Annotated in this window: 14 protein-coding genes; 5 read left to right on the forward strand and 9 right to left on the reverse strand. The window is 67.9% G+C overall.

The genetic code is table 11. The features are described from left to right. Positions 1-47 precede the first annotated feature (47 nt). The 9 genes from cckA to flgB all read right to left on the reverse strand — a co-directional run bounded on the left by cckA (position 48) and on the right by flgB (position 8037). Positions 48-2129: a cell cycle histidine kinase CckA gene (cckA, locus tag E8A12_RS12400; RefSeq protein ID WP_293369144.1), complete on the reverse strand. Its 2082-nt coding sequence runs from the start codon at positions 2127-2129 to the stop codon at positions 48-50. A gap of 96 nt (positions 2130-2225) precedes the next feature. Next, positions 2226-3323 carry a flagellar biosynthesis protein FlhB gene (flhB, locus tag E8A12_RS12405; RefSeq protein WP_293369120.1) on the reverse strand — a complete coding sequence of 366 codons (1098 nt, stop codon included), beginning with the start codon at positions 3321-3323 and terminating at the stop codon, positions 2226-2228. Positions 3324-3356: 33 nt separating this feature from the next. Continuing rightward, on the reverse strand, positions 3357-4112 hold the full coding sequence (fliR, locus tag E8A12_RS12410; protein WP_293369122.1) for a flagellar biosynthetic protein FliR: 756 nt from the start codon (positions 4110-4112) through the stop codon (positions 3357-3359). Between the two features lie 13 nt (positions 4113-4125). After that, a complete protein-coding gene (fliQ, locus tag E8A12_RS12415) occupies positions 4126-4389 on the reverse strand; it encodes a flagellar biosynthesis protein FliQ (protein WP_293369124.1) in 264 nt (87 codons plus the stop codon). A gap of 78 nt (positions 4390-4467) precedes the next feature. Further along, positions 4468-6027, reverse strand: a complete 1560-nt coding sequence (locus E8A12_RS12420) for an ABC transporter permease/substrate-binding protein (protein ID WP_293369126.1) — start codon at positions 6025-6027, stop codon at positions 4468-4470. Then, a complete protein-coding gene (locus E8A12_RS12425; RefSeq protein WP_293369128.1) occupies positions 6024-6809 on the reverse strand; it encodes an ATP-binding cassette domain-containing protein in 786 nt (261 codons plus the stop codon). Before E8A12_RS12425 ends, E8A12_RS12420 begins: the two co-directional genes overlap by 4 nt. A 20-nt stretch (positions 6810-6829) precedes the next feature. Beyond that, positions 6830-7144, reverse strand: a complete 315-nt coding sequence (locus E8A12_RS12430; protein ID WP_293369130.1) for a flagellar hook-basal body complex protein FliE — start codon at positions 7142-7144, stop codon at positions 6830-6832. Positions 7145-7158: 14 nt separating this feature from the next. Next, on the reverse strand, positions 7159-7581 hold the full coding sequence (gene flgC, locus E8A12_RS12435) for a flagellar basal body rod protein FlgC (protein ID WP_293369132.1): 423 nt from the start codon (positions 7579-7581) through the stop codon (positions 7159-7161). A 21-nt stretch (positions 7582-7602) separates the two neighbouring features. Next, positions 7603-8037, reverse strand: a complete 435-nt coding sequence (gene flgB, locus E8A12_RS12440; protein ID WP_293369134.1) for a flagellar basal body rod protein FlgB — start codon at positions 8035-8037, stop codon at positions 7603-7605. 203 nt (positions 8038-8240) lie between these two features. On the opposite strand from flgB, the gene E8A12_RS12445 reads away from it, so the two are divergent. From E8A12_RS12445 to E8A12_RS12465, 5 genes are all read left to right on the forward strand, one after another. Beyond that, entirely contained in the window at positions 8241-8513 is a 273-nt protein-coding gene (locus E8A12_RS12445; RefSeq protein WP_293369136.1) for a flagellar biosynthetic protein FliO, read from the forward strand. Further along, positions 8510-9307, forward strand: coding sequence for a flagellar type III secretion system pore protein FliP (fliP, locus tag E8A12_RS12450; RefSeq protein ID WP_293369146.1), 798 nt, complete (start codon positions 8510-8512; stop codon positions 9305-9307). Before E8A12_RS12445 ends, fliP begins: the two co-directional genes overlap by 4 nt. Positions 9308-9750: 443 nt before the next feature. Continuing rightward, positions 9751-10176: a DUF3617 family protein gene (locus E8A12_RS12455; protein ID WP_293369138.1), complete on the forward strand. Its 426-nt coding sequence runs from the start codon at positions 9751-9753 to the stop codon at positions 10174-10176. Positions 10177-10461: 285 nt separating this feature from the next. Beyond that, on the forward strand, positions 10462-13821 hold the full coding sequence (locus E8A12_RS12460; protein WP_293369140.1) for a transglutaminase family protein: 3360 nt from the start codon (positions 10462-10464) through the stop codon (positions 13819-13821). Then, positions 13811-15698: circularly permuted type 2 ATP-grasp protein (locus E8A12_RS12465; RefSeq protein ID WP_293369142.1), on the forward strand; the 1888-nt coding region annotated here is incomplete at its 3' end. The genes E8A12_RS12460 and E8A12_RS12465, both read left to right, overlap by 11 nt.

Genomic DNA, 15698 nt, shown 5'->3' on the forward strand with positions numbered 1-15698 from the left:
GCCGGATGTTTGGCGGGGCCGCCGCCGGAAGGCAAGCTCGGCCGGCCTCAGGCCGCTTTCTGGAGCTCCTGCTTCACCCGTTCGGCCAGGGTCTTGATGTCGATCGGCTTGGGCAGGAACGAGACATTGACCTCGCCCTCCAGCAGGTCGGAGAACTCGCTCTCCGCATAGCCGGAGATGAACATCACCGGCGCTGCGCCCAGGTAGCCGCGCGCCTGCTTCAGGAGGTCAGGGCCCTGCATGCCGGGCATCACCACATCGGAGATCATCAGGTCGATGGTGCCGGCATGGAACTCGGCCAGCTCCAGGGCCTCCTCGCCGCTGGCCGCCTCGATCACTTCGTAGCCCCGGGCGCGCAGCAGCTTGGCGGCCACCCCGCGCACCGCGTCCTCATCCTCGACGAAAAGGATGCGGCCCGCGCCGGAGAGGTCGCGCGCCACCGGCCGCTTCGGGGCTTGCACGACGGGCGGCGGCGCCACGCCGGCCACGGGAACGTGCACCGGCAGGAAGATGCGGAAGGCCGCGCCCTCGCCCGGCTTGGAGTCCACCGCGATCCAGCCATCCGACTGCTTGACGATGCCATAGACGGTCGCCAGCCCAAGACCGGTGCCCTCGCCCACGGGCTTGGTGGTGAAGAAGGGGTCGAAGATCTTGTCCATGACCGCCGGCGCGATCCCGGGGCCGTCGTCGCTGACCTCGATCATCGCCTGGTCGCCCTGGGCGGTGGGATAGCCCAGGCTTTGAGCCTGTTCCTGGGTGACGCGGGCGGTGCGGATGTTCACGCAGCCGCCGCCGTGAGCGCGGACGCTGTCGCGGGCGTTGACCGCCAGGTTCATCACCGCGGTCTCCAGCTGGCTGCGGTCGGCGCGCACCTGCGGCAGGTTGCGGCCATAGTCGGTGGTCAGCTTCACGTCCTCGTAGAGCACCCGGCGCAGCAGCACCTCGAACTCGCTGACCAGCTCGCCGACATCGAGGATCTCGCGCTGCACGGTCTGCTTGCGCGAGAAGGCCAGCAGCTTGCGCACCAGGTCGGCGGCGCGCGTCGAGGTCTGCTTGATCTCGTTCAGACCCTCGTAGCTGGGATCGCCCACCGGGTGGCGCGTCGCCAAGACGTCGAGCTGCATGAAGATGGCGGTGAGCAGGTTGTTGAAGTCGTGGGCCACGCCGCCGGCCAGCTGGCCGATGGCCTGCATCTTCTGGCTCTGGGCCAGCTGCAGTTCGATCTGCTTCTGCTCGGAAACGTCCACCAGATAAGCGACGAAGCCGCCGGCGTTCTTGGACAGGTAGAGGTGGGCGATCCGCGCCGGGTCGTGCGCCAAACGCACCTCCAGGGGCGCGCCGGAGCCCTGGCCCGCGGCCAGCTTCTGGGCCGCGTCGAGCCGGCTGGCAGGGTCGATGAGGTCGCCGAACGCCTGGCCCTTCTCCCCGCCGCCGGCCACGGCCTTCAACGCCGGATTGGCCTCGACGATGATCGCCTCGAACGGGTCGTCGCCCTCCAGCAGGGCCGCGCCGAAGGGCGAGGCCGCGGCGAAGGCGTCCAGCACCTTGGGCGGCGGGGGCGCGGCCGTCGAAAACGCGCTCAGCACTTCCAGGGCGGCCGGCGGCAGGGCCAACGCGCCAGCACCCGGCCCGTTCAGCCGCACCAGGAAGCGGCGCAGGCCCAGCGGCGAAACCACGGCCGAATGCTCAGCGCCGCCGGCCTTGATCGCGGCCTGGGCGGTCTCGCCCCGCCGCGCGGCGGTCAGGGCCGCAAACAGGCTGGGGGCCGAGGTTCCGGACTTGGGCAGCCGCGCGGCAGCGCCGATCATCGACTTCCAGGCGGCGTTGGCGGCGTGGATGCGGCCGTCCGGCGCGGCGATGGCCGCCGGCTCGCTGAGCGCATCGACCAGCTGTTCGGCGCCCGGCTCGCTCTCGGCGGGCGTATCCGTCGACCCGCGCAGCACGAAGAGGCCCAGGCACGCCACGCCCGCCAGGCCGATCAGCAGCAGCAAACCTGCCAAGGTTGTCGGCCCGGCGTTCAGCGCCGGGGCGGCGGCGAACGCGACGGCCATCAGGAAAAAGACCACGGCCGCGGCGGTCAGCGGCTCGAACCAGCCCTTGCGGCCTTTGCGCACCTTCGGCTCGGCCATGGCCAGCGACGGCGCCTCCTGCTGAGCCCGCGCGGGGCCTTGGACGATTTCGCCTCGCGAATCGGTCACGTGCATTCTCTCACAGGCAGGGTCGCGTTACAGGCCGCCGGCGCGTAGCGGCCGGGCGGCCGCCTTGCGCCCGGCGCTGAGGATGAAGCCGATGATCTTGGCCACGGCTTCATAGTGGGCCGGCGGGATGATCTCGTCGATGTCCACGGCGGCGTAGAGGGCGCGGGCCAGCGGCGGGTCCTCGATCACCGGCACGCCGGCCGCCTCGGCGACCTCGCGGATCTTCAGCGCGAGGCTGTCCACGCCCTTGGCGACGCACAACGGCGCAGGCGCTTCGTTGGTGTCGTACTTCAACGCCACGGCGTAGTGGGTCGGGTTCATCACCACCACCGTGGCGCCCGGCACCGCGGCGATTATCCGCCGCCGCGCGCGTGCGTTGCGCAGCTGCTTCTGCTTGGCCTTGATGTGGGGGTCGCCTTCGGACTGCTTGAAGTCCTCCTTCAGCTCCTCCTTGGTCATCCGCATCCGCTGCATGAACCGCTGGCGCTGCCAGAACCAGTCGGCTCCGGCCACCAAGGTCAGGAAGGCCGCCACGGCGAACACCAGCCGGCGCAGGATGTCGGCGGCGAACGCCAGCATGGCGATCGGGTCCATGCCCGCGAGGCTTTCCAGCTCCTTGAGATGCGGGCTGAGCACCCACCAGGCCAGGAGCCCGGTCAGCGTCACCTTCAGCAGCGACTTCAGGAACTGCATGAAGCCGTCGATACCGAAGATCCGCTTGAAGCCGGCGGCGGGGGATAGCTTGCTGGGGTCGAAGGACAGCCGCTCGGGGCTGAACATCAGGCCGGTCTGGACCACGTTGCCGGCGATCCCCGCCGCGCAGGCGCACAGGACAACCGCGCCGATCACCGGGGCCGCGGCGGTGACCGCGGCGCGCAGGATCGGCACCCCGCCATGTCCCTCGAAGCTCATGGCGTCGGGGCTGGCGAGAAATGGCGTCAGCGCCGTCACCAGGTTGCGCGACAGGTAGCCGCCGCCCAGCGCGACCACCGTCGCGGCGCCGGCCAACGAGGCCATCGAGGCCAGATCCTGGGTCTTGACCACCTCGCCGCGCTCGCGCGCCTGCTGGAGCTTGCGCGGTGTCGGCTCTTCTGTGCGGGAGGCCGCGTCGTTGGTGTCGCTCATGGAGCGTCGCTCATGGGGGCGTCGCTCATGGCGCTAGCCGAACGTCGCGAGCAGGTCGCGGTAGTGGTCGATCCACACCATGCCGATGGTGCCCAGGCTGAGCGCGAAGATCGACAGGCCCAGCAGGATCATCAAAGGCGAGGACACGAAGAAGATCTGGAATTGCGGCATGACGCGGCCGACCATGCCGACCGCCACGTTGAAGATCAGCGAGAAGGCCACCACCGGGGCCGCCAGTTGCACGCCCAGGGCGAACGACTGCGACACGGTCTGGATCGCCAGGGCGTTGGCGTCGGCCAGCGGGAGGGGCCGGGTGAACGGAAACAGCGTGTAGGAGCGCACGATCGCCGACAGGAACAGGTGGTGCAGGTTTGTGCTCATGATCAGCACCAGGCCCAGGAGGCCCAGGAAGGTGCCCAGCGTCGTCGATGGCGTGGCCTGGGTCGGGTTGGTCGTCTGGGCGAAGGCCAGGGTCGTCTGGATCGAGACGATCTCGCCGGTGGCGGCAAGAGAGGACACGAACATCCGCAGGATCGTTCCGAGCATAAGGCCGATGGCGCTCTCCTTGATCACCGCCAGGATCACGCCGCTGACGTCGCTCGGGATCGCCGGAACGCTCGACCCCACCACCGGGAACAGCACCAGCGCCATCAGGAGGCCCAGCGACAGGCGGACACGGACCGGCACAAAGGTCTCGCCGAAGCCGGGGATCAGCATGAGGATGGGACCCAGCCGGGCGAAGATCAGGCCGGCGGCGAAAACCTGCTGAGCTGGAGCGTAATGTTCCATCGCCCGCGGGCCGCTAGAGGTTGGCGATGCGGGCGGCGATGTGGCGCATGAAGCCGCTCATCAGCGCGCCCATCAGCGGCAGGAAGATCAGCAGCGAGATGAAGACCGCGACAATCTTCGGCGCGAACACCAGGGTGGCTTCCTGGATCTGGGTGAGGGCCTGCAACAGGCCGATGCCGACGCCCACGACCAGGCCGACGAGCAGGCAGGGCGCGCCGAGCTGGATCGCCAGCCAGATGGCCTCGCGCCCGACGTCCAGAACCTCGGCGCCGCTCATGTGGACCTCTTGGAAAAGCAGGATAAATCCGCGTCTCAGCGGACGTCGCCAGCATGGTCCGGCATGGTTAATGAAAGCCTACGGACTGGGCAGAATCTGCCGGCCCAGAGTGCGCGCGGCCTCGGCCGGCGAAGCCTTTCCCTGGTCGCGGTCGACGCTGTAGTTGGCGCCCTGCATGGCCTGAACGGAGATCTTGCCGATCAGGGGTTGCAGCGCCGCCAGCAGGCGCTTGTCGTGCGCCCGCTTCGGCGAGATCAGCACCACGGCGTCATAGGGCGGGATGGCGCCCTTGGGGTCGGTCAGGATCACCAGATGCCCGGCGGCGATGCGGCCGTCGGACGAGAACGCGCTGATGACGTCGGCCTCCCCGCCGCTGAGCGCTCGGTACATGAAGGTCGGCTGGTAGGACCGCTTGGTCTTGAATTTCAGGCCGTAGGCGGTTTCGACCGCCGTCCATTCCGGCCGCGACAGGAATTCCAGGTCCGAGCCGAGCGTCAGCTTCGGCCCCTCGCGGGCCAGATCGGCGATCGACCTCACGCCCAGCGCCTTGGCGCGGTCCGGACGCATGACGAAGGCATAGGCGTTCTCGAAACCCAGCGAGCCCAGCACGGTGACGCCGTCGCGCCGCTTCAACTCAGCGGTGAGCTGCTTGAGGACTTCGGCTCGCCCTGGATTGTCCTTTCGATTGAGGACATTGGTCCACAGCGTCCCTGAATAGTCGACGTAGGCGTCGATCTCGCCGGCCGCCAGCGCCCGGTAGGCGACCGCCGAGCCGAGGTCCTCCTTGCGGCTGACCTGCGCGCCGGACGCTTCCAGCCGATCGGCCATCAGTTCGGCCAGGATGTACTGCTCGGAGAAGTTCTTGGCGCCGACCGTATAGGCCTGAGCCCGATTGAGCCCCGCCGCCAGGGGCGCGACCGCGGCGGCGACGCCGATCAGCAGGCCCGCGGCGCCGATCAGAACCAGGCGCAGGCTGCGCTTGCGGGTCCCGGCCTCGATAAGGCCCAGCAGCTGGTCGGCGACCAGGGCCAGAATGGCCGAGGCCGCACAGCCGAACAGCACGAAAACCCAGTTCTCGGTCTGCAGGCCGGCGAAGATGTAGTTGCCGAGGCTGGTCTGGCCGACCGGCGTCGAGAGCGTCGCCGCCCCGATGGTCCAGACCGCCGCGGTGCGGACGCCGGCCATGATCACCGGGGCCGCCAGCGGCAGCTCGACCTGGAACAGGCGCTGGCGCGCGGTCATGCCGACCCCGTCGGCGGCCTCCTTGATCGCCGCGTCGACGCCGAGGATCGCCGCCGCCCCGTTCCGCAGGATGGGCAGCATCGAATAGAGCGTCAGCGCCAGCAGGGATGGCAGGAAGCCCAGCGCCGAAAACCCATGCCCCGTCAGGCCCTTGCTGAGCGTGGACAGCGCCAGCAACAGCGGAAAGAACAGCGCCAGCAACGCCAGGCTGGGGATCGTCTGGATCAGGCTCGCGCCGGCCAGCACCGGCCAGCGCAGGCGCGCGCTGCGGCTGGCGGCGATGGCCAGCGGCAGGCTGATCGCCACCCCCAGCAGTAGCGCGCTGAAGCTCAGCAGGACGTGCCAGCCGAGATATTCCGGCAACAGGGCGAAGGCCTGGGAGAGCCGAGGGCTCAAGAGGCAGCCTCCGGCGCGGCGGCAAGCTTGGCGCGCAGACGCTCGGCCTGACGGCGCGGCGCCTCCAGCAGGTCGCGGACGCCGGCGTCCCCGGTGTGGGCCAGGAGCTCCCCGGGCGCCCCGTCGGCGACGATGGCTCCGTCGCGCAGCACCACGATCCGGTCGGCCAGCAGCACGGCTTCGGCCATGTCGTGGGTGACCATTACCGTGGTCAGGCCCAGGCGCTCATGCAGGCTGCGGTAGTCGGTTCCCAGGGCGTCACGGGTCAGCGGATCGAGCGCGCCGAACGGCTCGTCCATCAGCATCAGCTTGGGCTCGGCGGCGAGCGCGCGGGCGACGCCCACTCGCTGGCGCTGCCCGCCGGACAGCGCGGCGGGCGCCCGGCCCGCCACGTCCAGCGGCAGATCGACGAGGCCGAGCAGGTTCGCCACCCGCGCATCGATCCGCCTCTTGTCCCAGCCCAGCAGCTTCGGCGTCACCGCGATGTTCTCGGCCACCGTCAGGTGCGGGAAGAGCCCCACCTCCTGGAAGACGTAGCCGATCTTGCGGCGCAGGACGTGCGGCTCGGCGCCCGCGACATCGGCGCCCAGCACCCGCACGGTCCCCGCGTCGGGCGCGACCAGCCGGTTGATGGTCTTCAGGAGTGTGGTCTTGCCGGAGCCGGAGCCGCCGACCAGGGCGGTGAACACGCCGGCCTCGATGGACAGGTCCACACCGGCCAGGGCGGCGTGCGCGCCATAGCGTTTCTCAACCCCCGAAAGCTCGATGACCGGCCCCGCCATCGGCAAGGCCTAGCACGAGGCTAAATCGGCATCCGCATGATTTCCTGGTAGGCGCTGATCACCTGGTCGCGGATCGCCATCACCGTCGACAGGCTCTGGCTGGCGTCCGAGACGGCCGTCACCACATCGATCAATTGGGCCTTGCCCTGGGCCTGGAGGGTCATCTGGCTCTCGGCGTTCTTGGTCGCCTTCATGGTGTCGGCCATGGCCGACTTCAGGATGTCGCCGAAGCCGCCGGCGGGGGACGCCGCGCCCGCGCCGATGGAGCCCGGATCGACGGTCATGGCCTTCTGGGCGGCGCCATAGGCCTTGGCGGCGGCGAGCGCGGTTATCATCGGTCAGCCCTCCGCTACGGCTTCAGGAGATCGAGGGTGCGCGTCTGCATGGAACGCGAGGTCTCGATGACATTGAGGTTGGCTTCGTAGGCCCGCTGCGCGTCGCGCATGTCCATCGCCTCGATCAGCGGATCGACGTTTGGCGTCTTCACATAGCCGGTGGGGTCGGCCGAGGGATTGGACGGATCGAACGTCGAGTTGAACGCCGACTTGTCGGGCACCGCGCGAGCCATCTTCACGCCCGTGCCGCCGCCCGCCACCTGGACCGGCTGAAACACCGGCGCCTGCCGGCGATAGGGGTCGCCACCGGCGGTCTTGGAGGTGGAATTGGCGTTGGCCAGGTTCTCCGCGATGATCCGCATACGCGCCTGCTGGGCGCGAAGCGCGGAAACCGCGATCGACTGGGTGGCGTTCGGCGTCATGGATTCGTCGGCCATCTGGCGTCCTTATCTCTTGGCTCAGCTGCCGGGTTTCTTGATGGCGAGCTTCAGGAACCCCGTCGCCTGCTGGTAGATGCCGACGGCCGCGTCATATTCCATCCGCGTGTCGGTGAGTTTGACCATCTGGTCCTCAAGCACGACGCCGTTGCCATCCATGGTCTCTTCAGAATCCGGGGACTTCGCGGTCTTGACGATGGCGCCGGCCGGACCGGAGCGCGCGGAGGGCGCCTGCATGTGACCAGGCTGGGTGACGGCCATGACGCCCGCCGGCGTGGCGGCGGGGCTCGTCGCGGCCTGCACCTGGGCCTTGAAGCTAAAGGGCTTGAGGTCGCGGGCCTGGTAGCCCGGCGTGTCGGCGTTGGCGACGTTTTCGGCGATGATCCGCTGCCGGTCGGAGAGGTATCCCATCCGGTTCTTCAGCATCGAAAGGATGGGGACGCTGGTGATGTCCATGGCCGGCATGGTGAATAAACAGGGTTAACCCCGACTTAAGGGACTCAATGGATTCCTGCGGGCTCATTCCCTGGAGCGCGTCAGGGTGAAGTGGACACCGGTTCACCCGTCCGGCGCGCTGCAAACCTTTGAAGACAGACCCTTCTCATCCGGCTCAGGCGAATCCGCCTGAACCGGGAGGGGTCTGGAGCCGCAGAAGCGCCATGGTCACCGAATTCGTCAGAGCCGTCTTCGCCCTCGTCCTGACCCTGGGGCTGATCGGCCTGGGCGCGGTCGCCCTGCGCCGCTACGGGCCCGGCGCCCTCTCCCGCTTGGGACGCCCCAAGGCCGAGCGCCGACTGGCGGTGATCGAGAGCCTGGTTCTCGACCCCGCGCGCCGGCTGGTCATCGTCGCCGTCGACGGACGCGAACAGCTGGTGCTGCTGGGCGAAGGCCAACTCGTCTTTGCCATCGATACCCCGAAGAGGAAGGCCTGATGCTCGAGCTCTTCAAGGCCATCAAGACCCTGCCTGCCGCGGAGTGGCGGCGCGCGGCGATCCTGGCCGCCCTCACCACCCTGGCCAGCCTCGCCTTCCCCGCCGCGGCCATCGCCCAGGCGGTGAACATCAACCTGGGCACCGGCGCTGGCCTGACGGAGCGCGTCGTTCAGCTGATCGGGCTGATGACCGTGCTCTCGCTGGCGCCGTCGATCGTGATTATGACGACGGCCTTCGTGCGGATCGTCGTCGTGCTCAGCCTGCTGCGCACGGCGCTTGGCCTGCAGCAGAGCCCGCCGAACTCGGTGATCATCTCGCTCGCCCTGTTCCTGACGGCCATCGTCATGGGCCCGACCCTGCAGAAATCCTACGACAACGGCATCAAGCCGTTGATGAACCAGCAGATCGAGCTGCCCGCCGCGTTCGACGCCTCGGCCGCACCGGTGAAGGCCTTCATGTTGTCGCAGGTCGACCAGGGCGACCTGGCCCTGTTCATCAACCTCTCGCGCATCCCCAAGCCCGCCAATGCGCTGGCCACCCCGATCCAGGTGGTGACGCCGGCCTTCATGATCTCCGAGCTGAAGCGCGCCTTCGAGATCGGCTTCCTGCTCTTCGTGCCCTTCCTGGTCATCGACCTGGTGGTCGCCAGCGTGCTGATGAGCATGGGGATGATGATGTTGCCGCCTGTGGTGGTCAGCCTGCCGTTCAAGCTGATCTTCTTCGTGCTCGTCGACGGTTGGCGGCTCGTCTGCGGAAGCCTCGTGCAGAGCTTCCACACGGTCCCGGGGACGTAGGCGCCGCGGCGGCGTGACCCTTCGAGGATGGCGTCTTGCTGTAGCAGCGCCTGCTGCGGCTTACCTGGGCTGCGCCATCCCGCGATTCAGGGTCCCTTCGGCTTTCGCGCTCCTGAAGGCATTGAGGATGGGCGACCCTCAATGCGCGTACTTCTTCGAAACGGCCAATCGCTGGCATTTGGGGCCGGCGCCTTTTGGCTGCACTCGCGCAGGACCATGGCCGGCGTTCCGGGTAATCGGCCGACCTCAACTGGTTCGGCTCCCCTGAATGTCCGTGTGCGGACCGCGATCACCCGAGGTCCACAAAGGGTCGAAGCGGTCAGAAGGAATTCGGAAAGGGTTGTCACCTCCCACGTCCGCGGGGGTCGCTTTCTGTGGGATTTGGAGTCACCGTCGCATCAGACTTCGACGAATGCCGACCGGAAGCTCACGTGGGGATTTCGATGAAACGTGTTCATCTCACCATCGCCGCCGTCCTCATCGTCGCGGCCGGTACGGCCTCAGCGCAAACGGTCCGGCGGGCCGGCGAATGGCAGGTCACGGTCACGCCTTCGAGCGGACGGCCCAACCCGCCGAAGAACTTCTGCTATCCCGAGGGCTCGGCAGCCGACTTCACCAAGCGCATGGGCAACTGCGCCAAGCATGACATCCACACGGTCGGCAACCAGCACACCGTCGATGCCGAATGCAGCGTCGGAACGCGTCAATCCAAAGTCCACATGGTCATCACCAGTCACGGATCCAACGCCTATCACGCCGAAATGGAAATGAGCGTTTCCCCCCCGATGCCGGGCCTCAGTTCCACGCGCATGTCCGAAGACGCCAGATGGCTCGGCCCCTGCACCCCCGGAGAAAAACCGGCTCCGTGAGCGCGCGACTGCACAACACGCGTTCGACCCGTCTTTAGAACGCTTACGCCGAACGCGCGCCCAAGCACAAAGCCCCTCACGCCCTATTCGACGCGAGTCTCCTCGACGTCCGCCAGCAGGCGCGGGCGCTTGGTCGCCGCTCGGCGCGCCATACACCAGCCGCCGACCAAACAGAAAGCCATCAATGCCAGCACCGGCAGACCTTGCCCGCGTGTCCGGCCTTTTGATGGGGGCCTTGGGCAGCGGACCTTAGGCCATCTGCCTGAGCTTGCGGCAGAAGCCCCGTTGCCGGCCAAGGACCGCATTTCCCATCCGCTCGGCCTTGCTAAGGGCGTAGGGTCTTGGGACCGCATCAAACCTAAGAGCGTCCCCCTGTCGGTCATCGCCGCCCTCAATCACGTCACGCGCTACCGCTATGATCATCCAGCGGACCTTGGCCCGCACGTCGTTCGCCTCCGGCCGGCGCCGCATACCCGCACGCGGATCGCCAGCTACTCGCTGAAGGTCACGCCGGCAGAGCACTTCATCAACTGGCAGCAGGACCCGCACGGCAATTGGCTGGCCCGCGTCGTCTTTCCGCAGCCGACACGAGAGTTCAGCATCACGGTCGACCTCACCGCTGAGATGGTGGTGATCAATCCCTTCGACTTTTTCGTCGAACCCTACGCCGAGACCCTGCCGTTCAGCTATCCGATGGCGCTCGCCCACGATCTCGCCCCCTATCTGGCTGTCGACGACGATGGTCCTGGCCTGCAGGCGGCCATCGCCGCTCTCGACCCCGCCGGGCGGACCACCGTCGACTTCATCGTCGGGCTCAACGCCCAAGTCCGCGCCGCAGTGAACTACCTTGTGCGCCTGGAGCCCGGCGTGCAGACGCCCGACGCCACCTTGCAGCTTGGCTCCGGGTCTTGTCGCGACAGCGCCTGGCTCCTGGTGCAGATGCTGCGCAAGCTGGGGCTCGCGGCGCGGTTTGTCTCCGGCTACCTGCTGCAACTGAAGGCCGACATCGACCCGATCGAAGGCCCCCGCGGGACCCAGACCGACTTCACCGACCTGCATGCGTGGGCCGAGGTCTATATTCCCGGCGCCGGCTGGATCGGACTTGACGCCACCTCCGGACTCTTGTGCGGCGAAGGCCATATCCCCTTGGCGGCTTCGCCCCACTATCGGTCCGCCGCGGCGATCAGCGGCGGGTCCAGCCGCCCGGCCGACGACTTCGAGTTTTCGATGACGGTGACGCGCCTGGTCGAGCCGATCCGCATCACCCGGCCGTTCGAGGAAGTCGACTGGGCCGCCCTGGACGCCGTCGGCGAGGCCGTCGAAGCCGATCTGCAAAGCCAGGACGTGCGCCTGACCATGGGCGGCGAACCCACATTCGTCTCCATTGATGACTTCGAAGCTCCCGAGTGGAACATCGATGCGACAGGCCCGACCAAGCCGATCCTCAGCGAGCAACTTCTGCGCCGCCTCAAGGATCGTTTCGGGCCGGGCGGCATGCTGCATTTCGGCCAGGGAAAATGGTACCCTGGCGAGGCCCTTCCGCGCTGGGCGCTGGGTCTCTATTGGCGCCGCGACGGCCGACCGGTCTGGCGCGCCGCGCCGGCCGACCTGGCGCACGAGCGAGACCCCGCCGCGACGATCGCTGACGCGCAGGGCCTGTCGCAGAGACTGGCCGACCAACTGGGGATTGATCCGACGCTCATCCTGCCGGCGCGGGAAGACCCACTCACGGCGATGAAGACCGAGAACGACCTGCCGCCCAATGTTGAACTGACCGACGAGGCGCTCGACGATTCGGCGTCGCGCGCACGGCTGAGGCGCGTCATGCAGGGCGGCCTCTCCAAGACGCTGGGATATGTGCTGCCCCTGCGGCGCGCGGTCACCAAGGCGGAGGGGCGCGGTTGGCTGAGCGAAGAGTGGCGGTTCAAACGCGGTCGGCTCTACGCCATTCCGGGCGACTCCCCGCTTGGCTTGCGCCTGCCACTCGACGCGTTGCCGGAACTCAAGCCCGAGGACTATCCGCATATCATCCCGCTCGACCCTTTCCAGGATCGCGGGCCCTTGCCGGACTATGCGCAGCTGACGCCGGCGGCATACGCATCGGCGACCGCACGCAAGGGCAAGCCCGCCGCGGTCCGGACGGCGTTGACCATCGAGCCGCGGGACGGCCACCTCTACGTCTTTATGCCGCCGGTCGCCCGGCTCGAGGACTACCTTGAGCTGGTCGCCCGTCTTCAGGCCGCCGCGGAGGATCTACCGATCCGCCTGGAGGGATACGGGCCACCCGCAGATTTGCGCATGGGTGTGCTCAAGGTCACGCCCGACCCCGGCGTGATCGAAGTCAATGTGCAGCCCGCCAGCACCTGGCGTGAGGCGGTCGATATCACCACCGGGGTCTATGCCGACGCGCGCGCCTGTCGACTGGGCGCCGACAAGTTCATGACCGACGGCCGCCACACCGGCACCGGCGGCGGCGCGCACGTAGTGATCGGCGGCTCCAACCCGGCCGACTCTCCATTCCTGCGCCGCCCCGACGTGTTGAAGAGCTTGCTGCTCTACTGGCAGCGCCATCCGGCGCTTTCCTATCTATTCTCCGGCCTGTTCGTCGGTCCCACCAGCCAGGCGCCGCGTATCGACGAAGCACGACACGACGCGCTCTACGAAATGGATATTGCGCTCGGCCTGATCCCACCGCCCAGCCGCAAGAAGCCCCCGGCGCCGTGGCTCGTCGATCGCCTGCTGCGCAATCTGCTCACCGACGTCGCGGGCAACACTCATCGGACCGAGATCTGCGTCGACAAGCTCTACTCGCCAGATGGCCCCGCCGGCCGGCTCGGACTTCTGGAATTCCGCGGCTTCGAGATGCCGCCGGATGCGCGGATGAGCCTGGCTCAGCAACTGATCATCCGCGCGCTCGTCGCCTGGTTCTGGCGCGAACCGCAGGAAGGCCGAATGGTGCGTTGGGGCACGACGCTTCACGACCGCTTCATGCTGCCGCAGTTCGTCTGGCGCGACTTCCTGGATGTGATCGCCGACCTCAACCGCGCCGGCTACGAGATCGACGCGCACTGGTACGAAGCTCAGCGGGCGTTCCGATTCCCGGTCCATGGCCGCGTGGAGTATGGCGGCGTCGCGTTGGAACTGCGCCACGCGCTGGAGCCCTGGCATGTCATGGGCGAGGAAAGTTCCGGATCGGGCACAGTCCGGTTCGTCGACTCCTCGGTCGAGCGCTTGCAGGTTCTGGCCGACGGCTTCAATCCCGAGCGCCACGTCATCGCGTGCAACGGCCGAGCCTTGCCGATGCATCCGACGGGGGTCTCCATGGAGGCCGTCGCGGGCGTTCGCTACAAGGCCTGGAAGCTTCGCAGCGGCCTGCATCCGACCCTGCCGGTCAACGCACCCCTCACCTTCGATATCATCGACCGGGCCAACGGGCGATCGATGGGCGGCTGCGTCTATCATGTGACCCATCCAGGCGGCCGCAGTTATGATACCTTCCCCGTCAACTCCTACGAGGCGCAGTCGAGGCGCAAGGCGCGGTTCGAGGAACAAGGCCACAGCCCCGGGCTGATCAAGGTCCCGCGCCCTGAGCCCACCGACGAGTTTCCGATGACCCTGGACCTGAGAACCCCCGGTGGCCGCTGAGACCGCCAACCAGCGCCGAAAAGAAGACCTCGAGCCTTCAGCGGCCAAGCGGCTCTCCACGTGGTTACGGGGTTATTCGACCTTGCCCGGCATACCCGATGAGCTGTTCGACGCCACCGGCCGTCCGCGCGGCGATTGGCTGAGTTTCCTGGGCGACTTCGCTGAATACCCGGAAGGCGAATTCAAGAGCCGATTCGACCTTGCGACCCGGCACATCCGTGACACTGGCGTCTCCTACCGGGTCTACGGCGAGGAGGCCGAGCAGAGCTGGCCGCTCAACCCGCTGCCCCTGATCCTTGGTCAGGGCGAGTGGCGAAAGATCGCCCGCGGCGTCGAACAGCGCGCCAACCTCATGGAAGCCCTGCTGCAGGACATCTATGGCGAGGCCACCTTGGTCGACGAAGGCCATCTGCCCGCCGCAGCCTTGACCGGCAGTATCGATTTCCTGCCGCAGATGCGGGGGGTGAAACCCTCCGGCGGGCGCTACCTGCAACTCTACGCCGCCGACCTCGGCCGGGGGCCGGACGGGCGCTGGTGGGTGCTCGACGACCGCACTCAGGCGCCGTCCGGCGCCGGCTACGCCCTGGAGAACCGTCTGGTGCTCTCCCGCGCCTATCCCAACCTCTACAACGCCATGAACGTCGAGCGCTTGGCGCCTTTCTTCGACGGCTTCCGCAAGGGGCTCGCCGCCGCCGCCGACCGTGCCGATCCGCGCATCTGCCTGCTGACGCCCGGGCCGTTCAGCGAGACCTATTTCGAACAGGCACACCTGGCGCGCTACCTTGGTTTCCTCCTGGTGGAAGGCGATGACCTGATCGCCCGCGACGGCAAGGTCTATGTCCGAACCATCGCCGGCCTGAAGCGCGCCGACGTGATCCTGCGTCGCGTCGACGCCGATTTCATCGACCCTCTCGAGCTGAACAGCGCCTCGCGCCTGGGCGCGCCAGGACTCCTCGAGGCGATCCGGGCCGGGGGGGTGGCGATGCTGAATTTGCCAGGCTCCGGCGTTGTGGAATCCAAGGCCCTGCTCGGGTTCCTGCCGAAGCTCTGCCGCCGACTTCTGGGCGAAGACCTGCTGATGCCGAACGTCGCTACCTGGTGGTGCGGCCAGCCGAATGAACGCGCCCTGGTCGCGGAGAGCCTGGATGAACTGGCCCTTGCGCCGGCCTTCAACACCCAGGGCGACGAAGGGGGCCTGACCCGGCCCGGCCTGATCGCCGACCTGGCGCCGCAAGCGCAGGCCGAGCTGCGTCAGCGGCTTTCGGATCGTCCAGGCGACTTTGTCGGTCAAGAAGTCGTGCGCCTCTCCACAATGCCGGTCCTGCGCGACGGTCGCCTGCAGCCTGCGCCCTTCGTGCTGCGGGTCTATGCCGCCTGGACGCCCGAGGGGATGAAGATCATGCCGGGGGGCTTCTGCCGCACCTCCGAGCGCCCGGATGTTCGCGCCATCTCCATGGGCGGCGACGCCCGCACGGCCGACGTCTGGGTCATCGACGACAAGCCTGTGGAGCGGATCAGCTTACTGGCCAGCCAGGACGACGTGAAGGTCCGCCGCATCATGGGCCATTTGCCCAGCCGCGCGGCGGACAACCTGTTCTGGCTCGGCCGATACGCGGAGCGCGCGGAGGCGACCCTGCGACTGGCGCGCAGCCTTTGCACCAGTCTGATGGATTCAGAGTCCGCGGCGCACGCGAGCGGCGAAACCCTGACCAGCCTGCAGCAGCTTCTCATCGACTGGGGCGCCCTGAACGAAAAACACCTCGGGGCCGGCGCGCTGGAATCGGCGCGCGACGCCCTGCACGACCAGACGGCTTACGGGTCGGTGATCTATCTTGTCCGCGGCGCGCGACGCACGGCGGCCAGCATGCGCGAACGGC

This window comes from Phenylobacterium sp., from assembly GCF_004799395.1.
Classification (GTDB): domain Bacteria; phylum Pseudomonadota; class Alphaproteobacteria; order Caulobacterales; family Caulobacteraceae; genus Phenylobacterium.